Raw genomic sequence first — 23,792 nt, 5'->3', positions numbered from 1 at the left:
ACCTCATCATAAGTACAATTTACATGGTCAATACATATATCTGTATTATCCACTGGTACATCGTTTCGTAAATAACTATATCAATCGGATTCACAGACAAGTGAATGGTATAGTTATTTCAAAAACGATGTACTAATATAAATGTAACACAATTTAAGTTATTTGACAATAACTGATTAATCTGATAAGTTTCGTACAAATAATACCAATTCAAAAGTTATTTATCATTAACATTTATATTTTTTCTCACTTTAACACAATTCCTGTTTGATAAACAAACACCTTCATATTTTTTTTGCAGACATACAATAACATCCATGTATATTCCCGCAATAAAAAAGCGCAAACGACATATTATCTGTCGTCTGCGCCTTTTTATTGCGAGAACCGCTTCGGTGAATCCTTACTCACCAATTAACCAATTGTACATTTCCTCATACTGACGTGCGGAATTGTTCCAGGAAAAATCTGCAGCCATCGCGCGATCTACCATTTTATTCCATTCACGTTTCTTGTCATAATATACACTCTCTGCATAACGGATCGTAGCAAGCATTTCATGTGCATTGTAATTTACGAAGGAGAATCCTGTTCCGGTTCCCTCGAATTCATTGTACGGGACAACTGTATCCTTCAGACCACCGGTCTCTCTGACGATCGGAAGAGTTCCATAACGAAGGCTCATCAGCTGGCTTAAGCCACATGGCTCAAACAGTGACGGCATCAGAAATGCGTCAGATGCTGCATAAATTCTGTGAGACATTGCCTCATCATAGTAGATCTGTGCAGATACCTTGCCATGATACTTCCAGTCAAAATGACGGAACATATTCTCATAACGTTCCTCACCGGTACCAAGAGCAACGATCTGAACCGCATCCTGACACAGTTCGTCCATAATATAAGCGATCAGATCAAATCCCTTCTGATCTGTCAGGCGGGATACAATACCGATCATCATAGCTTTCGGATCCTGCTCAAGTCCAAGATCTTTCTGAAGCTGGATCTTGTTCTTGATCTTCTCCTTGCGGAAGTTCTTTGCATTGTAGTTCTTGGTGATATTCGGATCTGTCTCCGGATTGAATTCATTGTAATCAATACCATTTACAATACCACGCAGGCTGTTGGCTCTCGCATTGAGAAGTCCGTCCAGCTTCTCACCATAAAACGGTGTCTTGATCTCTTCTGCATAGGTATTACTTACTGTGGTAATGGCATCTGCAAATACCATACCGCCCTTCAGGAAGTTTGCGTCCTTGTATGCTTCCAGTTTATCCGGCGCAAAGTAGTAATCGGAAAGGCCTGTGATATCCTTAACAGTCTTAACATCCCATACACCCTGAAATTTCAGGTTATGTATTGTCATAACAGTCTTGATTCCACGGAAGAATTCATTCTCCTGGAAAGAATCGTGAAGGTAAACCGGAACAAGTCCTGTCTGCCAGTCATGACAGTGGATGATATCCGGTCTGAATCCGATCACCGGAAGAACCGATAACACAGCTTTGGAAAAGAAAGCAAATTTCTCAAGATCCCATGGTGCGCTGTCATATGGTTTCGGACCGCTGAAATAATATTCATTGTCAATGAAGTAAAACTGGATCCCGTCATACTGCATCTGCATAATGCCTACATAGCAGTTCTTAAATCCCAGATCCATATAAAAATGGGTCACATACTCCATTTTGTCTTTCCATTCCTGTTTCATACAGGCATATTTCGGTAAAATCACGCGGATATCAAAATATTTTTTGTCAAAGCACTTAGGCAGTGAGCCGGCAACATCAGCGAGTCCTCCTGTTTTGATAAAAGGTACTGCTTCTGATGTAGCAAACAGAATTTTTTTCATCTGTATTCCCCTCCCTGGGTACACCCGTTTTTATTTATGATTATACTCCAAAATTCATCTAATTTAAAGACCGATTTTTATATTCTAGTCTGATTTTATCTGCGATCAGTGCTATAAATTCAGAATTCGTGGGTTTCCCTTTTCCGGTGCTTACAGTATATCCAAACAATTCATCAATGGTATCCATCTTTCCCCGGCTCCATGCCACCTCGATCGCATGTCGGATCGCCCGCTCCACTCTGCTCGGTGTTGTCTGATGGCGTTTCGCAATGGTTGGATATAATACCTTGGTAATGGAATTGAGCATTTCCATGTCATTGACAGACAAAATGATCGCATCCCTTAAATACTGATACCCTTTGATGTGTGCCGGAACTCCGATCTCATGAATGATATTCGTCACATCGGTTTCCAGATTCCTCTCCGGCTGAGGCTTTTTGGTTTCTGTGATACCTGGCCTTGCAATCTCCCGCACTCTTCTGTCCCCGATCTTCCGAATATGTTTGATCCGGTTTAAAAGTGTAGTGTTGTCAAAAGGCTTCAAAACATAATAGTCTGCTCCAAGACTGAATGCATCCTCTGTAATCCTCTCCTGTCCAATTGCAGATAATACGATAAACACTGGAACTTTTTTGACATTTGCGTTATGGGAAAATTTCTCCATAACGGAAAGACCGTCCATCTTCGGCATAATGATGTCGAGAATTACCACATCCGGCTCCTTATCTTTGATTATGTTACAGATTTCTTCTCCGTTGTGTGCTTTTCCGACCAGTTCAAGGTCTTTATCTTCTTCGATCATCTGACCGAGCATGTCTGTCATTTTCGCGTTATCATCAGCAATTGCAACATTTAATTTGTCCATGAGGACCCTCCTAACTTCTATCTCCTTGGGTTTCCAGACATACCCCCGTCACCACGGCAGTAACCGACACTGTTAGCTGCCTGCGCTTTCCCCTTGCTGGCGACAAAATTATTATAGTAGAAATCCCGTAGTAAAATCAAGATAAAAGTAGTTATTTTATCACACTTTCGTACGATATTTTTCGACATTTTTTCTCTTATATATAACAAAATTCACCAAAATGCAGGTATTTCAATCTGTATCCGGCATTTTTCCCCATATAAAAAAGAGGCACTTTTCCCGGACTTTTTCCATGTTTTTTGTGCCTCTTTCCTCAACTGCAGATTATGCATTGCCTGTCATATTTTCAATAAAAATCCCATATCCGCCGGTAGAATCCTGCACGAATACATGAGTCACGGCACCAAAGAGTTTTCCATTCTGGAGCACAGGACTTCCAGACATTCCCTGAACAATCCCACCTGTTTTTTCCAGGAGTTCCTTATCTGTGATCTGGATCACGAAGCTTTTATTAGAATCCTCATGGTTCATATCGATCCTGGTGATCTCTGCGGCATATTCTTTTACTTCGCCGTCTGTGCAGCAGAGAACAGATGCGGGTCCAATTTTCAGATCCTGTTTGTAACCTACAGGAAGCTTCTTCAGATCCAGATTTTTCACCTGGTCAGCATCCACAGTTCCAAAAATACCGTTTTTACTGTTTTTGGAAATCTCACCCAGGATATTACCGGCTTCGTATCGGATCAGGCCGGATAGTTCTCCGGGATTTCCCTTTTCTCCTTTCCGGATCCCCAGGATCTGGGCATTGTAAAGATTTCCATCTGCGATGCTTAAAAGTTCGCCGGTATCCACATCGCTGATCCCGTGACCAAGAGCACCGAACTCTCCATTTTCATCCACATAAGTCAGAGTTCCGATTCCCTGTGTATCGTCCCTCACCCAGATCCCAAGCTTGTATTTTCCTTTCTCATCTTTCACCGGAGTCAGGGACAGGGGAATCGTCTCTTTTCCCCGGCGGACTTTCAGCGTCACAGATCCTCCGCAAAGATCTGCCATATCCTCCAGAAGATCCTGCTTGCACTGTACCCGATTCTGATCAAAAGCCACAATATAATCTCCCGGCTTTACAATGTCCCGGGCCGGTTCTTCCATCTCGCCACTTTCCGAAAGGATCTCGCCTGTATCAATGATCAGAACTCCTTTCGTCTGCATATAAATGCCTACTGCATCTCCGCTTGCATATACTTCTTTCGCAGTTATATTTTTCACTTTCACATCCTTAAAAGGAATCACTCCCAGGAGTCTGCAGTGTAACTTATAGCTGTCTTTCCCTGAAACTGTAATAGCATCATCAAAGCTGATAAAAGGGCGCTTAAGAATACTAGCTACTTCCCGGCTGTCCTCATGATCCACCAGGATCTGATCCGGGATCTTCCTGTCCAGAAGCCGGTATCCCAGCCATCCCATCAGAATCAGATCTAGCGCAAGAAATACAAGTAGCAAACATCGGTATTTTCTTTTTCTGTTCATCTTACGTCACATCCTTTGTAATTTTCTGATACAAGCAAATCCCCTCCCACTGCTTATTGCTTTTCGCAATTGAAGCAGGGGACTGACTTGATTCGGTTAAAAAAGAGGACTGACCTTTCGGTCGTCCTCTCTTAGTATGTAACGTATAAATTATTTCAGTCTTGTATTTTTTTGTTGCTGTGCCAATTCCTTCATCTCTCTTGCATTTCCAAGAACAGCCGGAGTGATCTGGGCACCGCCCAGAAGTCTGGCAAGCTCACGGACAGATTTCTCTCCTTCCAGAGGATGGATCTGGGTGATAGTTTCAGTTCCCTCTACATGTTTCTCGATTTCAAAATGGGTATCTGCCATTGCGGCGATCTGTGGAAGATGTGTGATACAAAGCACCTGCCTGTGCTGTCCGATCACTGCCATTTTTTCAGAAACCTTCTGTGCAGTACGCCCACTGATCCCTGTATCGATCTCATCGAAGATCAGTGTATCAATCTGATCTTTATCTGCAAGGATTGCTTTGATGGCAAGCATGATTCTGGAAAGCTCACCACCGGATACGATCTGTCCCAGCGGTTTTCTGCTCTCACCTGGATTTGTGGAAATCTCATATTCCACCGAATCATAACCATTATCTGTATAATTTTTTCTGCGGTCAAAACGGATAGAAAAATCCACATCCTCAAAATTCAGTTCCTTCAATCCTTCGATAATCTTTTCATCCAGCTGTTTACTGTATTTTTTCCGGATCTCTGAAAGTTCATGCGAAGCTTCCTCAAGAATCTTTTCTGCCTGCATAAGTTTTTCTTTCAGTAACCGGAAATTTTCTTCGAATCTTTGAAGTTTTTCTAATTTTTTCTGCTGTTCCTTCTGATAAGACAAAATTTCCTGGATCGTCTGTCCATATTTTGCCTTCAGATTATTGACCAGATCCAGTCTTTTTTCTGTTTCAAAAAAAGTTTCTTCGTCAAAAGTAAGACTATCCATATAAGAGGACAGATCACGGCAGAAGTCACCGAGAAGTGAATCGATTTCCGCAAGAGCTTCCTGTAAAGGTGCAAGATCCTTATCGTAATCTGCAATTCTTGAAAACTCTTTCAGGGCATTTCCGGTCATATCTGCGGCGCCCTGTTCATATCCGGTCATCCCACGGACCATTTGTGCTGTTTCCATGATCCTTCTGGCATTGCTCAGCTTCCGGTAGCGGTCCTCCAGTGTTTCGTCCTCTCCCGGAATAAGAGCTGCCTCCTCGATCTCATTGATCTCAAATTCCAGAAAGGCTTTTTCACGGTTGCGCTGTTCCTCATCCATATCCAGTGCTTTCAGCTGATCCACACAGTCCCGATACTCCTGATATGCTTTCCGGACCTTCTCCCTGGCAGGAAGGATCTGTTCTTTTCCGTATACATCCAAAATAGCCAGCTGGCGGTCTCCGTAAAGAAGCGACTGATGCTCATGCTGTCCGTGAATGTCCAGAAGACAGGCTGCTGCGGCTTTCATCTGGCTGACTGTACTTGTCTCTCCGTTGATCTTGTTGATACTTCTGCCGTCCATGATCTTACGGGACATCAGCACCTGTCCGTCTTCCGGATAGATGTCAAGCGCCGCAAGGGACTCTCTGGCTTTCGTGTTTTCAACCTGAAACAGCAACTCTACCAGGGCATAGGAAGCATTTTCACGAATCATGCTTCTGGAAGTTTTTCCACCCAGGATGAGCTGTATGGATCCTAACAGAATGGATTTTCCGGCTCCGGTCTCACCGGTTAAGATATTTAAGCCCGGTCCGAATTCCACCTCTGATTCCTCTATCAGTGCAAGGTTTTTTACATGCAGATGTACTAACATTGATTTCCTTTCTGGTATAAAGCATTTACATATTCTGTCATTTTATTTTCCTCTGGATAAGATCCCACCAAGCTTCTGAACTACACCCGGTGCCTGTTCAGAAGTTTTCACCACACACATAATGGTATCATCTCCGGCAATACATCCCAGGATTTCCGGCCATTTCATGGCATCAAGAGCTGCTGCTGCCGCCATGGCCATTCCCGGAATTGTTTTTACTACTACGATATTCTGTCCAATGTTCATAGCGATCACTGCATCTTTCAGAACTCTGGAATATTTATCACTTAACACATCCGGTGTATGTTCTTCCAGAATCGCATATCTGGACTTTCCGTTGCTGCCTGCAACCTTTGTCATTTTCAGAGCCCGGATATCTCTGGATACGGTAGCCTGCGTAACCTTAAAACCGGCCTCATTCAGTCTTGCCGCAAGCTCTTCCTGTGTATCGATCTCGTACTGACGGATCAGTTCGATAATTTTTTCATGTCTTGCTACTTTCAAAATTGAACCTCCTGCATCAGCTGTTACTCATTTTCTGTCTCAGAACCTCCACAAAGCTCAGATGATTCAGCTTGAGGATTTTTGTCCTGACTGTGGCTTTCCGGATCACGATCCGGTCACCGGTGACCATGGATATCTGGGTATCCCCGTCAAAAGAGGCCACTGCTTTCTCAATGGTATTATGCCTTCCCTCACCGATCTCTACTGTAACTGCCTCTTCCCCGGAAAGAATGATACTTCGGGTGTTCATGGTATGGGGAGCGATGGGGGTCATGATCATCATACTGGCACTGGGAGAAACCACGGGACCTCCCGCTGACAGACTATATCCGGTAGAACCGGTCGGCGTGGAAATGATGATACCATCTGCATTGTACGAATTCATATATGCATCATTAACATAATTCTTGAAACGGATCACACGGAGATGTCCTTCTCTTCCGATCACAATGTCATTTAATGCGATATCTTTTCCAATAAGTTCTTCTCCCCGATAGATCTTTCCTTCCAGCATCATCCGATCTTCCAGCTCATAGTCATCTGACAGAAGCCGATTCAGAGCCGGATACACGGAATTTTTGTCCACCTCGGCAAGAAATCCCAGAGTTCCCAGATTGATTCCAAGAAGTGGGATATCCAGATGCACCACATCCCTTGCAGCCTGCAGAAGTGTTCCGTCTCCCCCCAGTACAATAATGCACTGTGTATCCTGCGGAATCCCATCCGGATCTGTATAATGATACGGTCCTTCCATTTTTTCGGTGATCTTCTGCACATGACACCTGGCACCATGCTTCTCCAGATAGGCAATGATCCTATTAGAAAATGTCAGTTCCGGATCCTTGGCACTGTTTGGAATTATATAAAATCTGTCCATATTGCTTCAGTCCTTTCCAAACATCAGTCCAGCTGTCCGTGGGCTTCCTTTACCACATCCTCTACGGATACGTCAAAACTCACAGGTACTTCTGTTCCTTCCGGATGTTTTTTCAGATGAAGGAGATATTCAATATTTCCCTCAGGTCCCTTGATGGGAGAAAAGGAAAGATGACAGGGCTCCATAGAAATACTCATGGCATAATCTCTGACTTTCTCAATAACTTCTTCATGGACCTTCGGATCACGGACAACACCTTTTTTTCCGACTTTTTCTCTGCCGGCCTCAAACTGAGGTTTGATGAGACATACGACCTCTCCGTCTTCTGTGAGAAGGTTTCTTACAGGAAGAAGTACTTTTGTAAGGGAGATAAAAGAAACATCGATCGAAGAAAATGCTGCCGGGCCTTCCAGATCTTCCGGTACTACATAACGGATGTTTGTCTTTTCCATACACACAACTCTCGGATCATTTCTGAGTTTCCAGTCCAGCTGTCCATATCCTACATCAATGGAATAGACTTTGACCGCTCCGTTCTGAAGCATACAGTCCGTAAAGCCGCCGGTGGATGCGCCTACATCCATGCACACCTTATCCTTCAGCGTCACACCGAAATTTTTCATGGCTTTTTCGAGTTTCAGACCGCCTCTGCTGACATAGGGAAGGGTTTTTCCTCTTACCTCCAGCTTGGCAGTCTCAGCAAACATGGAACCGGCCTTGTCTTCCTTCTGACCGTTAACATATACTTCCCCGGCCATAATATATGCTTTTGCTTTTTCACGTGACGGTGCAAGTCCCTGTTCCACCATCATGATATCCAGTCTTTTTTTCATATTATCCTCCAACAGCCCGGCTCTTTATGTGCCGGGCTGTAAAATGCCTCACAGCTTCGTATTCTTCTGCAAAGGCTATGTCCTTTATTTTCTGTTATTCACAAGATCTTCCCAGCTCTGTTCTACCGCATCCAGGATTCCCTGTACATTTAAACCTGTTTTCATCCGCTGACGATCCACCGTTCCATGCTCAATAAAATGATCCGGTATTGCCAGTGGAAGAACTCTTACTTCCGGATGACATGCTTCCATATAAGCAGATACATGTTCTCCGAATCCACCGCTTTTTACGTTCTCCTCCACAGTAACCAAAAGACTGTGGTTCTGCGAAAGCCGGTCAAGAAGACCTGTGTCCAGCGGCTTTACAAAACGTACATTGACAAACGTAGCTCTTGCTATTCTGTGATCTCTTATTTCCTCACAGATCTTCTGACAGACAGAAACCATGCTGCCAACCCCAAGAACTGCAATCTCACTGCCCGGAGTGATCACTTCACTTCTACCCTTCTTAAGTGGCTCATGACATTCTTCCATATCGGTACATGCCGGTCCTTTCGGGTATCGGATCGCACAGGGACCATCCAGCTCTTCTACTGCAAATTTCAGCATCTCCTCAAGCTCTTTTCCATTCTTGGGAGCCATAACTGTCATATTGGGGATCATGGACAAATAAGAAAGGTCAAAGCATCCATGATGTGTTTCTCCGTCTGCTCCGACAAATCCTGCCCTGTCAATAGCAAAGATCACATGCAGATCCTGCATACATACGTCGTGGAGGATCTGATCGATCCCTCTCTGAAGGAACGAAGAATATACCGCAAAAACCGGGATCATTCCCCCGAGTGCCAGGCCTGCTGCAAAGGTTACTGCATGTTCTTCCGCAATACCCACATCAAAAAAACGCTCCGGGAATTTCTTCCGGAATCGGTTCAGTCCGGTTCCATCTGGCATAGCAGCTGTAATAGCAACTACCTTTCGGTTCTTCTCTGCCAAAGAACATATTGCGCTAGAAAAATGATTCGTATATGTCGGCGCTATTTTTGCTGCAAGGGGTCTGCCACTCTGAATGTCAAAAGGACCTGTTCCGTGAAAACGCTCCGGATGGGAAGATGCCGGTCCATAGCCTCTGCCTTTTTCTGTAAGGACATGGACAACAACCGGTCCCTCCACTCTCTTTGCCTCATTAAAAAGTTTCATCATCTGGCGCATATTATGGCCATCTACCGGTCCCAGATAAGTCAGCCCCATGTTTTCAAAAAGCATTCCGGGAATGATCAACTGCTTGATGCTGCTCTTGGTCTTTCGGACCGTATCTACCACGGCGGTTCCAACATGAGGAATCTTTTTGAGTGTTTTTGTCACGCCGATCTTCATTCCTGTATAAGTCTCAGCTGTACGCAGAGCGCTTAAATAGGTGGACATTCCTCCTACATTCTTGGAAATAGACATGTTATTATCATTGATGATAATAATAAAATTAGTCTTCAGCTCAGCCGCATTGTTCAATGCTTCATAAGCCATCCCACCGGTAAGCGCACCATCCCCAATCACGGAAACTACATGGTATTTCTCTCCCATCAGGTCTCTGGCACGGACATAGCCAAGTCCTGCGGAAATGGAATTGGAACTGTGTCCGGTATCAAACGAATCACAGTCACTTTCATTCCTTTTTGGAAAACCGCTTAAGCCTCCTTCTTTACGAAGATCCTTAAAGCCATCTTTTCTTCCTGTAAGGATCTTATGTGTATAAGCCTGATGTCCCACATCCCAGATCAGCTTATCCTGTGGAAGATCAAGCACATTATGCAGAGCAAGAGTCAGCTCCACCACACCCAGATTGGATGCCAGATGGCCACCTGTCTCACTTACACTCTGGATCAAAAAGCTCCTGATTTCCTCGGCAAGGCGCGGAAAATCCTCCAATGAAACTTTATGAATATCATTTGGCTTTTTAATTTTTTCCAGAATCATTCGTACCCTTCCTTTGTTCCTTCTATTTCCTGCGGCTGACAAGACTTTCCACAAGAAGATCCAGAAATCCGTTCTTCCTGTCAAGGCCTTCTAAAAGTTCTACCGCATGGTCAGAAAGTTCTTTAACCCTGCTGGCTGCTGCCGGGGTTCCAACAAGACTTACATAGGTAACCTTGTTGTTCTTTTCATCACTGTGGATCGGTTTTCCCAGTTCCTCCTGGGTGCTAGTCACATCAAGGATATCATCCTGGATCTGAAAAGCCAGCCCGATGTTTTCTGCAGCCTGTTCCACAACCTCAAGTTCTTTCTCAGATGCCCCTGCCAGCACAGCACCGGTCATCATGGAAGCCTCGATCAATGCGGAGGTCTTGTTTTTGTAAATGTAATCCAGCATCTCGTGTTCCAGAGGTTTACCATCATTTTCCACATCCACACTCTGTCCACCTAGCATACCGTTGATGCCGGTCTTATCTGCAATGATCCGCATGGCGGCTATCACACGGTCTTTATCCCCGGTCAGGTCAAAAGCGGAAAGCATCACTTCGTAAGCTCTGTTAAGGAGTGCCACGCCGCTTAAAACTCCCATGGCCTCTCCGTATACTTTATGCGTAGTCAGCCTTCCTCTCCGGTAATCATCGTTATCCAGTGCAGGGAGATCATCATGGATCAACGAATGTGTATGGATCATCTCCATAGCCGCCATAAAAGGCTCACAAAGCTTATCCTTTCCTCCAAACAGCTCGTAGGTTTCCCTGATCAGGATCGGGCGGAGTCTCTTTCCGCCTGCCGTCATACTGTAATTCATGGCCTCTGCCATGGTTTTTGCAAAACCGGATTCTTCCGGAAGATATTCCCGGATCACATGTTCTGCTTCTTCTGTTCTTCTTTTCAGTTCTTCTTTAAAATTCACGAAATGTCCCATCCTCATTCATCTGAAGCATCTTTTTTTCTACAGTATCCAGTCTTCCGTTCAGATTCTTAAGGAGCTCCATTCCCTGTCTGTAGAGACGGAAAGACTCCTCAAGAGGTGTTTCTTTATCCTCCAGCTTCCGGGCAAGCAGATCAAGCTCCCCAAAAGTATCTTCTATGGATTTCTCTTCTTTCTTTGCTTCTGTCTCTGCCATTATCGCTCTTCCTTCCTGATGCGATCCGCAACTGCTTCTATGACTCCATCGGTTACTGCAATGGAGATCCTGTCGCCTTTTTTTATCTGACTGATCTCTGTCACCGCATGTCCGTCTGAGTCGGACACAAATGCATATCCTCCATTTAGCTTTCTTAATGGAGAAAGTCCCTCAAACCGCTGGATCCATATTGCCAGTTCATGTCTTTTCTCTGTAAGCTTTTGTTCCATGGAAGAACGCAGGCATTCCTCCAGTTCCGATGCATACTGACGTTTTTCACGTAACATGGACTCCGGGCTCAGATACTGGAATCTGTTCTCATAGGCCTTAAGTTTTGCGGCAAAAAGTTCTGTCTTACTGTTCATAGCACGCTGCAGACGGTCTCCGTACATATGAAAGCTCTCCAGAACACTGCGAAAATCATCCACTGCCAGCTCTGCTGCAGCAGATGGTGTAGGTGCCCGCAGGTCTGCCACAAAATCCGCAATGGTAAAATCCGTCTCATGTCCCACTGCCGAGATCACCGGTGTCCTGCACTCAAAAATAGCACGGGCAACGCTCTCCTCGTTAAAGGCCCAGAGATCTTCAATAGAGCCACCTCCACGGCCGACGATGATCACGTCCACCCCTGCTTCATCCAGCTTCCGGATTCCCTTTACGATACTCTGCGCCGCTCCCTCTCCCTGCACAAGTGCCGGATAAAGGATCACCTGCAGATAGGGATTCCTTCTGCCTGCAATATTGCGGATATCCTGTACTGCTGCCCCAGTAGGTGCTGTCACCACGCCAAGGGTATGAATAAAATGAGGAATGGGCTGCTTATATTCCTGGGCAAACATCCCCATATCCTCCAGTTCCTGTTTCAGTGCCAGATACCGCTCATAGAGGGCACCAGCACCCTCCAGTGTGATCTCTTTTGCATAAAGCTGATAACGCCCGTCTCTCTCATATACGTCTACAATTCCGCCTGCGACTACCTTATCCCCGTCCTTCATACGAAAAGCAAGACCCCTGCGGTGTCCCGCAAACATCACACAGCTTAATGTGCCTGTTTCATCTTTCAGAGAAAAATAAATATGTCCGCTGGTATGGTATTTACAATTGGATACTTCTCCCTTTACATAGACTTTCCGGAGAAAGTAATCCTGGGTAAACATATTTTTGACATAATGGTTTACCTGACCGACAGAATAGACGTTTCTCATGCGTTCTCTTCCGGGGCTCCTGCTGACTTCTCTTCTGTATCAGCAGTCTCCTCCTCGTTTTTCTTCTCATCCTTCTCAGATGCGATCTTACCCAGTACTCCATTTACAAAAGAACCAGAAGCATCTCCGCCAAATCTTTTGGCGAGTTCTACCGCTTCATTGATAGCTACTCCTGTCGGTACGTCTGCATCATATTCCATCTCATATACTGCCAGACGAAGTGCTGCAAGATCTACACGGCTCATACGCTTTGTCTTCCATCCACGGCTTGCATTGTTCAGCTGTGCATCGATCTCTTCCAGATGTTCTTTCACATGTGCGTACTTCTTCTTCATATATTCCTGGTCCTGTTCTGAAAGTTCTCCAAGACCTTCAAAATAAAGAGAGAGCTGTTCTGTCATCTCTTCTTCTGAATTAAACTCTGTCATAAACATAAGTTTAAATACATGTTCTCTCTGTTCTCTTCTTCTCATAATTTCCTCCTAAGACGGAAAAAAGGAAAGGTTTACTTTCCTTTTTCGTTCTCCATATCCACGCTGGCAATATGAATATTTACATCTGCAACCTCAAGTCCTGTCATATTCTCAATAGCGGATTTAACCTTCTCCTGAACCTTCTTGCTTGTCTCAAGAATGTTTCTGCCATACTCGATATTCAGTGACAGATCCACGGTAACGACTCCTTCCAGAATGGTTACTCTCACGCCCTTGGACAGATTCTTCTTTCCAAGTTTACTTACCAGCTCATTGGTGATATTTCCTGCCATGGAAGCAACTCCATCCACATCTGTTGCTGCAAGTCCTGCAACGATCGCAACAACTTCATCTGCAATGTGAACTTCACCGATTCCACCCAGATCCTGTATCTTATATGTTGTTCTTTTTTCTGCCATGGGAAACCCTCCTACGGATATAATATTTTTGTTCGTAATTTTATACTATTATATCAAAAAAAGTTATGAAATAAAAGGGCTTATTTACTGAATTCTGTCAGTACCAGCTCAGGGTTTCTATCCTCAACCATGCCAACACTCCATGCATTGACAAAAAGCAGTAACGGATTTCCTTTAAGGTCTGTGACTTTCTTCATATCAGAAGTTCCCACGATCTTGTCTACTTTTACAGTCTCCTTGTTGGCGATCCAGCGGATATGCTCATATGGAAGTGTTTCCAGACGGATATCTACATTATACTCATTCTCCAGACGGTATTTCAGGACATCAAACTGCAGAATACCTACAACACCCACAATGATCTCTTCCATACCGGTGTTAAACTCCTGGAATATCTGGATCGCACCCTCCTGGGCGATCTGGTTGATACCTTTTACGAACTGTTTTCTCTTCATGGTATCGATCTGGCGCACACGTGCAAAATGCTCCGGCGCGAAGGTCGGGATTCCCTCAAAAGCAAATTTCTTTCCAGGTGCGCAGATAGTATCCCCAATAGAAAAAATACCCGGGTCAAAGACACCGATGATATCACCTGCATAAGCCTCCTCCACAACATGACGGGATTCTGCCATCATCTGCTGCGGCTGAAGAAGTCGCATCTTCTTGTCTCCCTGCACATGATAAACCTCTTTTGTCGCATCAAACTTACCTGAACAGATCCTCATAAATGCGATACGGTCTCTGTGAGCCTTGTTCATATTCGCCTGGATCTTAAATACAAAGGCTGAAAAATCATCACTCATAGGATCTACCAGTCCGCAGTCTGCAGTTCTCGGAAGTGGAGAAGTGGTCATCTTCAGGAAATGCTCCAGAAATGTTTCCACACCAAAGTTGGTAAGAGCAGAACCGAAAAATACCGGTGTCAGCTGTCCTTTGCTGACCTCTTCCTGAGAAAACTCCGCACTTGCGCCATCCAGAAGCTCGATTTCTTCCATCAGCTGCTCTTTCTGCTCAGGATCCATGATCTCATCTGCACGGGGATCATTAATATCAATCTCCTCTATCACACCTTCCTTGGTGCCCTTCTGTGTATCGGAGAAGGTAAGGATCTTCTTTGTATTACGATCAAACACGCCCCGGAATTTCTTACCGGAGCCGATTGGCCAGTTGATCGGACAGGTTGCAATACCAAGCTCTTTTTCGATCTCATCCAGAAGATCAAAAGTATCGTTGGCATCTCTGTCCATCTTATTGATAAAAGTAAAGATCGGAATGTGTCTCATAACACAGACCTTGAAAAGCTTACGGGTCTGTGCCTCAACACCCTTGGATCCATCAATGACCATAACTGCTGAATCCGCAGCCATCAATGTACGGTAGGTATCCTCGGAGAAATCCTGATGTCCAGGTGTATCCAGAATGTTTATACAATATCCGTCATAATGGAACTGAAGAACGGATGAAGTTACGGAAATACCTCTTTCCTTCTCGATTTCCATCCAGTCTGATACTGCATGGCGGGCCGTAGCCTTACCCTTTACACTTCCGGCCAAATTGATGGCCCCGCCATACAGCAGAAATTTTTCTGTTAATGTTGTTTTACCGGCATCCGGATGAGAGATGATGGCAAATGTTCTTCTTTTTTCTATTTCTTTCGTATACTTCGACACGTGAGCCTCCTGTATATTCTCTGATATCTCTATTTTACTATAACCTTTCCTATTCTAGTATAGACAAGGCTTTGCTGTCAAGGCAATTCAGTCGTAAATTCCCTCTGTATCAATAGTCTGATCGTTCTGGATATCTGCAGCCGTCTCTTCGTCCTCAGATGTTTGATCCGTCGGATCGCTTTCCACAGATGCAGCGGTATCCTGCACCTCATCACCTGTACTTTCCGCATTATCCTCTGCACCTCCCGTATTTTTTTCAGCTTCATCTGCAGTATTTATAACATCCGATGCATTTTTACTTTGACTCAGAGGCGTGATCACAATGCTCTCTGCTGCCACACCGGTTTTCCTCTTTACAATATCCTCGATCTGTGCACGTTTTGCATCCTCCAGATCTGCATCCGGCACCACAACATCCGCAGTTTCGCCCGTCAGATTTACGATCACATTTTCAAAACCCTTCGCCTCCAGAAGAAGCTCTGCAGCCGCCTCTTTTTCTGTAAAATCTGTCATGGAAACCATTGTGTTAATGGCATTCTGTTTTTCCTCATCGCTGATGTCTTTATTACTGATGATCGCCTGCAGGTCCGCTTTGTTCTGGGAACGCACCTGCTCCCTGCTGACTTTTGCCTGTGCTGCAAAATCCGAAGCACCGGTAAGTACGGCCTCGCCCGGGGATGCGGTATCCATCACCTCCGACTGGGTTGTGCCATCTGCCCCGTTCTCATCCAGAAGGGCTGTTTCATCGGTCAGGTCATAATTCACATCGTCCAGGATACCGCTGCTGTCCGTACTCGTCTCCTTATCCTTAAATCCCAGATCCACATCTGCGAAATTCAGATATCCGGCCACAGCAATGAGAATGGCCAGCGAGGTGATGATTACCTGATTTTTCTTCATGATCTTTTTCACTTCTACTCTCCTCATTTCATTTTCATTATTCTAATTTTATTAGCGTCGATCTGAAATAATGCCATAATTGCCTGCTGAATATTCTGGACTGTCACTGCGCTGCCTGCTCCCTGGGCCGCCACCAGCACACCGGTAACTTCATTATTGCCGCTTATGGAAAAGTTTTCCGTATTTCCCTCATCCCCGGTCATAATGATCACTTCCACTTCTCCTACTCCTTCCACATTGGAAAGCAGTTCCTCAAGACGGCTCTCCAGGCGGGTTTTCTCCGCATTCTGATCCTCTGCTGTTTTACTGTTCTTTCGGGTTACCGGAAGTCCTGCCACCAGAAGAAGGATTCCCAGAAGAAGGAAAACTCCCCACTCCTTCCATCCCATCCTCAGCAGCCAGGATCTGATACTGTCCTTTCCTGAGTCCGCAGATTCTTTCGAGCTCATTTTTCACCGCCTCCCTCTGTTTTTCTGTGACTGTTCCATAAAGTGTTATGGTCAGCTGAAGCTCTTTTTCCATATCTACTTCTGTTTTTGCCGAAAAAATCCCTTCTTTCCTGAGGATACCCTGAACCTGATTCTTCAGCTCCTGTTCATATGCGCCTTTAAGAAATGTTTCCCTTATTCCTTCTGCTTCTGTCTCCATACGTACCTGTTCTTCTCTCCCATAATTATTGCTGAATCCGGACAGAAGTTCCTCACTTTTTCCCACTACGGCAAATATAGGCGTACAGATCAAAAGCACCAACAGAAGCCCCATAAACAGCCGTATATACTGCTCATAACGCTTATCAGGCAGAATATGCAGAAGTGCTGTAGTAAGTACATGAAAAAAAGCCAGGCTTTTCATCCACTGATAAAGTTCTGTTCTCATCCCAAGCCTCCTCCTGCCATCAGGATCAGAAATGTAAGCATACATAAAATTTCCGCAGTAAACAGGATTCTCATCAGAAGTGCACATCCCTCTGCCATGGTGCCAAAGGCTTCTACCAGCCGTTTGTCTGATACAGGCTGCGCCGCAGCCGCCAGAAAGCGATAGGTCAGTGACAAAAGTCCATATCGGACCAATGGCCCCGCCCCCACCGCCAGGATCACCAGTAAAAGCGCAATGCCCAGACTGTTTCTTACAAGAACAGCTGTGGTAAGGACCAGTTCCGTAACTGCATTTACCGCGCTCCCGATCCCAGGAAGAGCACCTGCAGTTTTTCCCACAGCACTCCGCTTCAGAGAATCCATTACCGGAGCTACAAGCCCACGCACCACCTGCAGTCCTGCTGCCACTCCAAGTAATGTCCGAAGCCCCCAGGAGATCACAGTCTCGATCAGCTCAGCCATTTTTCCCAGCATTTCTTCCCTGGAAAGATGATTCACAAATCTCAGAAGAATATATAAACTCACTCCGGGAAGCAGTACTCGTTCCAGGATCCATTGAAAAAGCCACACCAGAAGCAGTACTCCCTGATAAAAGGCAGCTGCACTGGATGCACCTGACGCTGCTGCCACTGCCATAAAATACACCGGTGAGAGTTCCTTCATAAACTCCGTGATCCACGCAAGCATTGAAAGCAGTGATGCACTCAAACCGGAAAAACTGTTCATCAGAAGAGTAAAAACAAGAAGATACACCACATAAAAACTGATCTCTCCCACCTGCCCGTTATCAAAGGCACCGGCAAACCCGGAAAAAACGGCAGCGAACAACAGCAGAAGCAACAACTTCACGATCAACTCTTTTTCTCTTTCAATACCATAAAAAAGGAGACTGTGCAAAAATTCCTGCACACTCTCCTCCGAAAGCACCTCTTCCCCTGACAACAGTCTGTGAAACGCTTCTGTAACAGAAAATGTTTTTTCTCCAAGCATCTCATCTACCATGGACTGCAGGTCGGTAAGCTCCATCTGATCTGTGATCTGTTGTTCCGCCGAAGAAGCATAAACGATCACACCTCCAAAACAGCTTATAACTACAGCCAGAAACAGGGCTGCACAAATCTCTGACCAATATCTTTTCATGCAAGAAATCCCTGTATGGTATCCAGCAGTGCCAGAAGAACCGGCATACTTAAAACCATTACAGATAACCGGCAGAACAGTTCGATCTGTGCACCAGTGGAGGAATATCCTGCATCTCTGCATATACCGGATGAAAATTGTCCGATATAAGTGATCCCGATCATCTTCAGCAAAGTAGTGATGTAGCTTCCATCAATCGGGAGACTCTGTTTCAGTCTCTCCAGGGACTGGAACAGATAGCTGATCTTCCCTACCGCTAATCCCAGTATCACAAGACCTATTCCCATCGTAACAAGGCTTACATACTCCGGTGCGCGGTCTTTCAGAAGAATCCCCAGAAGAACCCCTGCCGCTCCCAGAACAGAAATCTTCAGAATATCCACGGTTCTTTCCCTCCCCTACAGTACAAAAAGCTGCTGGATATTTTTAAAAAGCTCATAAATATACGGCACGATCCAGAACAGTACTAAAAGAAGTCCTGAAAAACTCACCAGAAAAGCCTGTTCCTCCCTTCCGCTATGTTTCAGGATCTGAGAAAGAACAGAGACCAGGATCCCTACTGCACCGATCTTGAATATGATACTGACCTCCAAATGATCCCTCCTTTTCTTATGAAAGCCTGTCCTTCCTACTACTGTCTGATAAACAATACTATACCAGGAGAACCGCCAGCAGCAGGCCTCCAAGAATCCCAATTCCCTGGTACAGTTTTTTCTTTCCGGAAACCTCCGCTTTCCGCTTCAAAATCTCTGCTTCCAGATTATTTTCATACAGGGAAAGCTGCCGCATCTGCATTTCCAGATCCATATAGCCCAGATATTCTCCGAAAGAAAAAAAAGCGTCCTTTTCCCCATGGGTAAGGCAGCTTTTTTTCAGGGCGCTTTCCGCACATTCCCTGCATATCTGTGAAAGTTTTTCTCCTGTTCCCGCTTTCATCCTGTCCGCGGCACTGATGAGAAACTCTCTGTATTTTCCATTCATTCTTCCTGCTGCTCCATAAAAAGCATCCGGCAGTGATGCATTCCCGCAGCGGATCTCGCCTTTCAGGCAGATCACCATCTGAAGCAGTTTTTCCAGTATGCGGATCTGCTCCGAAAGTCTCATACTTCCGGAAAATCCCATTCCGGCTCCTGCAGCCACTACCAGAATACATCCTACAATCCGGTACATAGGCATTTCCCGTTTTCATCATAGATTCCTTCCACGATTCCTGCACGTTCATGCTTTCCCAGAAAAATATATCTCTGGAAAACCCGCGCTTCCCACAATTTCCGGAAAAACGGCTGGGATAATGTTTCTTCCATGGAAGCTCCATGTGCAGTTGCGATCAGACGACATCCACAGTGGATAACTGATTCCACAGCCTTGAAATCTTCTTCTTTTCCAAGTTCATCCACAGCAACCACAACCGGCGACATTGACCGGATCAGCATCTGCATCCCTTCTGCTTTCGGACAGCCGTCCAGGATATCCGTACGCATTCCAAGGTCATTCTGAGGGATCCCCTGATAGCATCCGGCCAGCTCACTGCGCTCATCGACTACTCCTACCGTAACACCGGAAATATTTCCCCATCCATTACTCATCTGCCGGATGATATCCCGAAGAAGCGTGGTCTTCCCACATCTGGGCGGAGAAACGATCAAGGTATGCATGATCTGCTCTCTTGTCTGGATATATGGCAGCACTTCTTCTGCACATCCCTGGATCTCATGTGCCAGACGGACATTGATGCAGGAAATATATTTCATCCCACGGATATGGTTTCCGTCCAGGATCACCTTTCCGGTAACTCCTACACGGTGCCCACCCTGTACACTCAAAAACCCCTGGCGAATCTCATCTTCATAAGCATACAGGGAATAGCCGCTGACATACTCCAGTGTTTCCTTAAGATCTTCCCGCGTAACCAGATAAGGTTCTGTATCTTTTTGCCGGAGGAAACATTCTCCCCCATCATAAGTGAGGAACAGAGGTCTTCCCACGCGGAGACGTATCTCATATAATTTATCATAATCAAGGTCTGCATCCACCAGAAGCTGGCGGACATTACTGGCAAACAGGTTCTGGATCTGGTTTGCGTCCATGTTTTCACCTCTTACACTTAAATATATTGCGGACATGCCGGATTTAGTACCTGTTGTCTTTTTTGATGCTCTCTCGTTTTTTCTTTATTCCGACAGAAAAAAAAGACTCTCTTCTTCGTCATAGGTCTCCATCTTCGAAAGACTCAGCTTCAGGACCCGATCCACAATATTTACGGAGGACGCACGGTATGCATAGGCACAGGATTCAAACATCACATAAAGGCTGTCACCCTCCACCACGATCTGTTCCAGTCGTTCCGGAAAACGATAAGTTCTGGCAGAATTCTCGTTTACATACAAACGCTTATCGGATTGTTCATAAAACACCAGCCTGGATGGCAGGATTCCAAAAGAATGAGAGATCAAAAGCTTATCATTATAAAAAGCAATTCCCTGAACCTGCTCCGATATGGTGGAATAATCCAACGGAACTGCCATTTCAAAATCCATGCCCAATTTCTCGTCCATGGTATTGATCAGTTTTCCCTCTTCGTCAACTCCGTATCGTGCAATTACACTTTCGTTATATTTTTCAAAGCAGCCTACATACAGACACCCCTCATAAAAGGTCATAAAAGAATCTCTCACGATCCCATAAAGACTGACTATCTGGAAAGTATCCACCGGCAGATGGCTGTCATCATAATCGTAGGCTTCTATTGTATCCATCTTTATACTCACTGCCTGTGCGATCCCGTTGATATTGGAGGAATACCATAATAACTTATGCTCCGGGTCATAGGCAAGTCCTCCCACATGAGGCTGTCCAGGCAGTATCACTTCTTTAATAAAATTATGTTTTTCCTTCTCAATCACATAAATGACCGAATTATGTTTCTGTGTGCTGCAGTAAGCGCTGACCAGCACATAATCCTCCGTAACCGCCAGTCCCTGAGGTGTCATGGATGTACACATGGCAGGAGTGGCACCTTTTTTTGTGAGCAGCGTCCTGGTATTCTTCAGCCCGGGAATGACATATGTTCCATATTCCTTCTCTTTTTCTCTCCCATCAAAGGCAAAATAAGAAAAATCCTCTTTCTGGGAAAGCATCTGTTTCTGTCCCCGCAGTGTATACACTGCAGCACCTCGGTTTGTCACCACAGCTTTTGTGGGCAGCTCCGTTTTTGCACGGTAAACAAATGCATATAAAAAATAACATATGCACAGCACAAAAACAACTGCCAGGATCTTCAGAATGAAAATCCTGAAGCTGTGTTTCATCTCTTTGTTCATTTTATCGTCTCTATTTGCTATTTCAAAATGATATCTTCGTATTCAAATCGTAATTCCAGGCTGTCTCTGGACCAGATCGCACCACTGTATCCCGGTTCCAGCTCCAGCATTATGTAATTTCCCTTATCCATGGAAATCGTACGCAGATCCCTGGACAATCCCTCTCCGGTCCATTTGATATATGCCTCTCTCAAAACCCACTGGGCAAAAAAGGCTTTCTCCATATCATCTGCATCCAGGATTTCCCGTATCATATCTGCCGGTACCAGTCTTTCAAGGATCCGTTCGTAATTTACCTTCTTGTGGATCTGCACATCAATGCCCACCTCTTCTCCGGCAAACAGACACATCACATATTTTCCGGAATGTGTGATATTATAATGAATTCTTGGAAGCAGGGTAAAAAACGGTTTCCCATGTTCCCCCTTTGACCGAGGCTCAAAAGCAAGCTTCCGTCCAAATTCCCGCTCAAGTCCGATTTCCAGAAGCTTTTCCCCGATCATATGCTCCATGTTCTTGCTGTTATATTCATCTCTGATCTTCGTATAATAAATAATCCCATTCATAATCCGGCCTCCTCAAGAAAACGGGACGGTTCCCGTTCCTTCTCATACTGCTGTCTTACATAATACAGGCAGAGTTTCTTCTTTGCCCGTGTCATACCAACGTAGAAAAGCCTCCGTTCTTCCTCCAGATGTGCCTCCAGGACTGCCTTCCGATAAGGCATGCTGCCTTCATTTACGTTCATGATATATACATTGTCATATTCCAGACCTTTGACCGCATGAAGAGTGGATATCACCACTCCTTCCCGTTTCACATCCTGTTTCTTCGCCTGTTCTTCCAGCTTTCTGGTATACTCGTCCATATAGGCCATCCATTCTTCCAATGTTTTCATTCCTCTGGCACTTTCATGGATCCGGTTCAGGGTTTCCATAAGCTCTTCCGGTTTTATTTTACGATACCTTGCATATTCCTGCAAGTATTCTTCGTATCCCATGCCATTCCGGATAAAATTAATGGCTGCATAAGGGGCCATGGTCTTTAAGATCCGAAGATGTGTCTCCATCGTTGTGATCCTGTCACACATCCAGTCCTTGTCTTTGTAAAACTCTCCCAATGCTTTAAAATCAACGTTTTTTTCTGTCAGAGCGTCTCTGGCTATGTATCGGTTTGGCCGGTTCATGATCTCCAGAAATGTACTGCGGCTCCGGTCTCCTTTTGCCATTTTCAAATAAGCGATCATATTCCGGCAGATCCAGTGTCGGAACAGGTTGGGCAGTTTTTCCTTCATAGTGAAAGGAACCCCATACTCCATCAACGCAGCGACTAGTCCTTCGGTTTCCTGATTAGTCCTGAAAAGCAGCGCTGTATCTTCAATATTATCCCCTTCTTCCATCCGGTTCCGCAGCAGGCCTGCAACTGCCATATATTCGTCTCTGGGATTTCGAAATTCTTTTATCTGCACCGGCTCTCCCGGTTCATTTGGTGTGGAAAGTTTTTTTGCATAACGGTTTTCATTGTAATTGATCACCTTCATAGCTGTATCCAGGATATTTCCACTGCACCGGTAATTGATATTCAGGATCACCGTCTCCGCATTTTTAAAATCTTCCGGGAAATTCAGCATGATCTCCGGGCGAGCGCCACGGAAATGATAGATAGACTGATCATCATCTCCCACCACAAACAGATTGTTCTCCGGTGCTGCCAGCATCTTCACGATATCATACTGAAGATGATTGATATCCTGAAACTCATCCACCAGAATATAGTGAAACTTTTTCTGCCATGCAGACAGGATATCTTTTCGTTTTTTCAGAAGTTCATAACAGCTCAACAGCATATCATCAAAGTCAAGTTTTCTTCTTTCATTCAGGACTTTTCGATATCCCTGAAAGATCTGTCGGAACACTTCATCCGGGCAGCAGGAAGAATAATAATGCTCCAGAGCGATCCTTCCACCCTTTACAACACTGATCTCCTTGGCAATATCTTCCACAAAATCCCCTTCCTGGGACTGCTCCGCAGCACAGTTTACCACCAGTTCTCTTAAGATCGCATATTTTTCTTCTTCTGACAGGATATTTCCTCCATTCAGACCATAAGCCTGTTTGAGGATCCCGTAAAACACTCCGTGAAAAGTCCCGAAAGTAACGCCGGTTCGCTGAACACCGGTAAATTTCAGAAACCGTTCTTTCATTTCCACTGCTGCTGCCCTGGAAAAAGTCACAACAAGAACAGAGGAAGCCGGTATCTTCCCTTCCTGGATCATATGTGCTGTTCTTTCTACTATGACGGAAGTTTTCCCCGAACCGGGGCCTGCCAGAACCATCATAGGTCCTGACAGGTGGGCGATCGCCCTTTTCTGAGATGGATTTCGTTTCATAACTGGATTATC

25 protein-coding genes are annotated in these 23,792 nt (G+C 45.1%); all 25 read right to left on the bottom strand.

Translation table 11 applies throughout. The features are described from left to right. Window positions 1-403 precede the first annotated feature (403 nt). Window positions 404-1,849 carry a glycogen synthase GlgA gene (glgA, locus tag EYS05_RS12715; RefSeq protein ID WP_015524465.1) on the bottom strand — a complete coding sequence of 482 codons (1,446 nt, stop codon included), beginning with the start codon at window positions 1,847-1,849 and terminating at the stop codon, window positions 404-406. A gap of 58 nt (window positions 1,850-1,907) precedes the next feature. Then, window positions 1,908-2,714 (bottom strand): sporulation transcription factor Spo0A, encoded by an 807-nt coding sequence (gene spo0A / locus EYS05_RS12710; RefSeq protein WP_015524464.1) that lies wholly within the window; start codon window positions 2,712-2,714, stop codon window positions 1,908-1,910. Window positions 2,715-3,038: 324 nt separating this feature from the next. After that, window positions 3,039-4,244 carry a SpoIVB peptidase gene (gene spoIVB, locus EYS05_RS12705; protein ID WP_138277310.1) on the bottom strand — a complete coding sequence of 402 codons (1,206 nt, stop codon included), beginning with the start codon at window positions 4,242-4,244 and terminating at the stop codon, window positions 3,039-3,041. 150 nt (window positions 4,245-4,394) lie between these two features. Then, window positions 4,395-6,080: a DNA repair protein RecN gene (gene recN / locus EYS05_RS12700; protein ID WP_118513309.1), complete on the bottom strand. Its 1,686-nt coding sequence runs from the start codon at window positions 6,078-6,080 to the stop codon at window positions 4,395-4,397. A 42-nt stretch (window positions 6,081-6,122) separates the two neighbouring features. Further along, on the bottom strand, window positions 6,123-6,584 hold the full coding sequence (gene argR, locus EYS05_RS12695) for an arginine repressor (RefSeq protein ID WP_021650687.1): 462 nt from the start codon (window positions 6,582-6,584) through the stop codon (window positions 6,123-6,125). 16 nt (window positions 6,585-6,600) lie between these two features. Continuing rightward, window positions 6,601-7,461 carry an NAD(+)/NADH kinase gene (locus EYS05_RS12690; RefSeq protein ID WP_138277309.1) on the bottom strand — a complete coding sequence of 287 codons (861 nt, stop codon included), beginning with the start codon at window positions 7,459-7,461 and terminating at the stop codon, window positions 6,601-6,603. Between the two features lie 23 nt (window positions 7,462-7,484). Then, window positions 7,485-8,294 carry a TlyA family RNA methyltransferase gene (locus EYS05_RS12685; protein WP_118513310.1) on the bottom strand — a complete coding sequence of 270 codons (810 nt, stop codon included), beginning with the start codon at window positions 8,292-8,294 and terminating at the stop codon, window positions 7,485-7,487. 84 nt (window positions 8,295-8,378) lie between these two features. Continuing rightward, a complete protein-coding gene (dxs, locus tag EYS05_RS12680) occupies window positions 8,379-10,265 on the bottom strand; it encodes a 1-deoxy-D-xylulose-5-phosphate synthase (protein ID WP_174235850.1) in 1,887 nt (628 codons plus the stop codon). 22 nt (window positions 10,266-10,287) lie between these two features. Then, window positions 10,288-11,175 (bottom strand): polyprenyl synthetase family protein, encoded by an 888-nt coding sequence (locus tag EYS05_RS12675; RefSeq protein WP_118513311.1) that lies wholly within the window; start codon window positions 11,173-11,175, stop codon window positions 10,288-10,290. After that, window positions 11,165-11,389 (bottom strand): exodeoxyribonuclease VII small subunit, encoded by a 225-nt coding sequence (xseB, locus tag EYS05_RS12670; protein WP_118624479.1) that lies wholly within the window; start codon window positions 11,387-11,389, stop codon window positions 11,165-11,167. Before xseB ends, EYS05_RS12675 begins: the two co-directional genes overlap by 11 nt. After that, window positions 11,389-12,594, bottom strand: a complete 1,206-nt coding sequence (gene xseA / locus EYS05_RS12665) for an exodeoxyribonuclease VII large subunit (RefSeq protein ID WP_138277308.1) — start codon at window positions 12,592-12,594, stop codon at window positions 11,389-11,391. Before xseA ends, xseB begins: the two co-directional genes overlap by 1 nt. Then, entirely contained in the window at window positions 12,591-13,067 is a 477-nt protein-coding gene (gene nusB / locus EYS05_RS12660; protein ID WP_138277307.1) for a transcription antitermination factor NusB, read from the bottom strand. The genes xseA and nusB overlap by 4 nt, the downstream gene beginning before the upstream one ends. A gap of 32 nt (window positions 13,068-13,099) precedes the next feature. Continuing rightward, complete coding sequence (locus EYS05_RS12655; RefSeq protein ID WP_015524453.1) at window positions 13,100-13,486, bottom strand: Asp23/Gls24 family envelope stress response protein; 387 nt, start codon at window positions 13,484-13,486, stop codon at window positions 13,100-13,102. A gap of 80 nt (window positions 13,487-13,566) precedes the next feature. Then, entirely contained in the window at window positions 13,567-15,156 is a 1,590-nt protein-coding gene (locus EYS05_RS12650) for a peptide chain release factor 3 (RefSeq protein ID WP_118624473.1), read from the bottom strand. Window positions 15,157-15,243: 87 nt separating this feature from the next. Then, complete coding sequence (locus EYS05_RS12645; RefSeq protein ID WP_138277306.1) at window positions 15,244-16,068, bottom strand: SpoIIIAH-like family protein; 825 nt, start codon at window positions 16,066-16,068, stop codon at window positions 15,244-15,246. 11 nt (window positions 16,069-16,079) lie between these two features. Further along, window positions 16,080-16,394 (bottom strand): hypothetical protein, encoded by a 315-nt coding sequence (locus tag EYS05_RS12640; RefSeq protein ID WP_227752199.1) that lies wholly within the window; start codon window positions 16,392-16,394, stop codon window positions 16,080-16,082. Continuing rightward, window positions 16,360-16,932 carry a stage III sporulation protein AF gene (locus tag EYS05_RS12635; protein WP_158293334.1) on the bottom strand — a complete coding sequence of 191 codons (573 nt, stop codon included), beginning with the start codon at window positions 16,930-16,932 and terminating at the stop codon, window positions 16,360-16,362. Before EYS05_RS12635 ends, EYS05_RS12640 begins: the two co-directional genes overlap by 35 nt. Further along, on the bottom strand, window positions 16,929-18,071 hold the full coding sequence (locus EYS05_RS12630; RefSeq protein ID WP_138277304.1) for a stage III sporulation protein AE: 1,143 nt from the start codon (window positions 18,069-18,071) through the stop codon (window positions 16,929-16,931). Before EYS05_RS12630 ends, EYS05_RS12635 begins: the two co-directional genes overlap by 4 nt. Then, the gene (locus EYS05_RS12625) at window positions 18,068-18,454 is read right to left on the bottom strand and encodes a SpoIIIAC/SpoIIIAD family protein (RefSeq protein WP_021650699.1); all 387 of its coding nucleotides are present in this window, start codon (window positions 18,452-18,454) and stop codon (window positions 18,068-18,070) included. Before EYS05_RS12625 ends, EYS05_RS12630 begins: the two co-directional genes overlap by 4 nt. Before the next feature lie 15 nt (window positions 18,455-18,469). Next, window positions 18,470-18,664, bottom strand: coding sequence for a stage III sporulation protein AC (gene spoIIIAC, locus EYS05_RS12620; protein WP_021650700.1), 195 nt, complete (start codon window positions 18,662-18,664; stop codon window positions 18,470-18,472). 58 nt (window positions 18,665-18,722) lie between these two features. Then, window positions 18,723-19,241, bottom strand: coding sequence for a stage III sporulation protein AB (locus EYS05_RS12615; protein ID WP_021650701.1), 519 nt, complete (start codon window positions 19,239-19,241; stop codon window positions 18,723-18,725). After that, entirely contained in the window at window positions 19,226-20,158 is a 933-nt protein-coding gene (spoIIIAA, locus tag EYS05_RS12610) for a stage III sporulation protein AA (RefSeq protein ID WP_138277303.1), read from the bottom strand. Before spoIIIAA ends, EYS05_RS12615 begins: the two co-directional genes overlap by 16 nt. An 84-nt stretch (window positions 20,159-20,242) precedes the next feature. Continuing rightward, window positions 20,243-21,391: a hypothetical protein gene (locus EYS05_RS12605; protein WP_138277302.1), complete on the bottom strand. Its 1,149-nt coding sequence runs from the start codon at window positions 21,389-21,391 to the stop codon at window positions 20,243-20,245. 17 nt (window positions 21,392-21,408) lie between these two features. Next, on the bottom strand, window positions 21,409-21,957 hold the full coding sequence (locus tag EYS05_RS12600; RefSeq protein WP_138277301.1) for a 4'-phosphopantetheinyl transferase family protein: 549 nt from the start codon (window positions 21,955-21,957) through the stop codon (window positions 21,409-21,411). Continuing rightward, on the bottom strand, window positions 21,954-23,780 hold the full coding sequence (locus EYS05_RS12595; protein ID WP_138277730.1) for an ATP-dependent helicase: 1,827 nt from the start codon (window positions 23,778-23,780) through the stop codon (window positions 21,954-21,956). Before EYS05_RS12595 ends, EYS05_RS12600 begins: the two co-directional genes overlap by 4 nt. Window positions 23,781-23,792 lie beyond the last annotated feature (12 nt).

The organism is Blautia sp. SC05B48 (assembly GCF_005848555.1).
Lineage (GTDB): Bacteria > Bacillota > Clostridia > Lachnospirales > Lachnospiraceae > Blautia_A.
Note: the sequence above shows the minus strand (reverse complement) of the source record. Positions and strands in the feature narration are given on the sequence as shown.

Coding starts and splice junctions, on each gene's coding strand:
- glgA (WP_015524465.1), bottom strand. CDS start 1,849: ATGAAAAAAATTCTGTTTGCTACATCAGAAGCAGTACCTTTTATCAAA.
- spo0A (WP_015524464.1), bottom strand. CDS start 2,714: ATGGACAAATTAAATGTTGCAATTGCTGATGATAACGCGAAAATGACA.
- spoIVB (WP_138277310.1), bottom strand. CDS start 4,244: ATGAACAGAAAAAGAAAATACCGATGTTTGCTACTTGTATTTCTTGCG.
- recN (WP_118513309.1), bottom strand. CDS start 6,080: ATGTTAGTACATCTGCATGTAAAAAACCTTGCACTGATAGAGGAATCA.
- EYS05_RS12690 (WP_138277309.1), bottom strand. CDS start 7,461: ATGGACAGATTTTATATAATTCCAAACAGTGCCAAGGATCCGGAACTG.
- EYS05_RS12685 (WP_118513310.1), bottom strand. CDS start 8,294: ATGAAAAAAAGACTGGATATCATGATGGTGGAACAGGGACTTGCACCG.
- dxs (WP_174235850.1), bottom strand. CDS start 10,265: ATGATTCTGGAAAAAATTAAAAAGCCAAATGATATTCATAAAGTTTCA.
- xseB (WP_118624479.1), bottom strand. CDS start 11,389: ATGGCAGAGACAGAAGCAAAGAAAGAAGAGAAATCCATAGAAGATACT.
- xseA (WP_138277308.1), bottom strand. CDS start 12,594: ATGAGAAACGTCTATTCTGTCGGTCAGGTAAACCATTATGTCAAAAAT.
- nusB (WP_138277307.1), bottom strand. CDS start 13,067: ATGAGAAGAAGAGAACAGAGAGAACATGTATTTAAACTTATGTTTATG.
- EYS05_RS12655 (WP_015524453.1), bottom strand. CDS start 13,486: ATGGCAGAAAAAAGAACAACATATAAGATACAGGATCTGGGTGGAATC.
- EYS05_RS12635 (WP_158293334.1), bottom strand. CDS start 16,932: ATGAGAACAGAACTTTATCAGTGGATGAAAAGCCTGGCTTTTTTTCAT.
- EYS05_RS12630 (WP_138277304.1), bottom strand. CDS start 18,071: ATGAAAAGATATTGGTCAGAGATTTGTGCAGCCCTGTTTCTGGCTGTA.
- EYS05_RS12615 (WP_021650701.1), bottom strand. CDS start 19,241: ATGTACCGGATTGTAGGATGTATTCTGGTAGTGGCTGCAGGAGCCGGA.
- spoIIIAA (WP_138277303.1), bottom strand. CDS start 20,158: ATGGACGCAAACCAGATCCAGAACCTGTTTGCCAGTAATGTCCGCCAG.
- EYS05_RS12605 (WP_138277302.1), bottom strand. CDS start 21,391: ATGAACAAAGAGATGAAACACAGCTTCAGGATTTTCATTCTGAAGATC.
- EYS05_RS12600 (WP_138277301.1), bottom strand. CDS start 21,957: ATGAATGGGATTATTTATTATACGAAGATCAGAGATGAATATAACAGC.
- EYS05_RS12595 (WP_138277730.1), bottom strand. CDS start 23,780: ATGAAACGAAATCCATCTCAGAAAAGGGCGATCGCCCACCTGTCAGGA.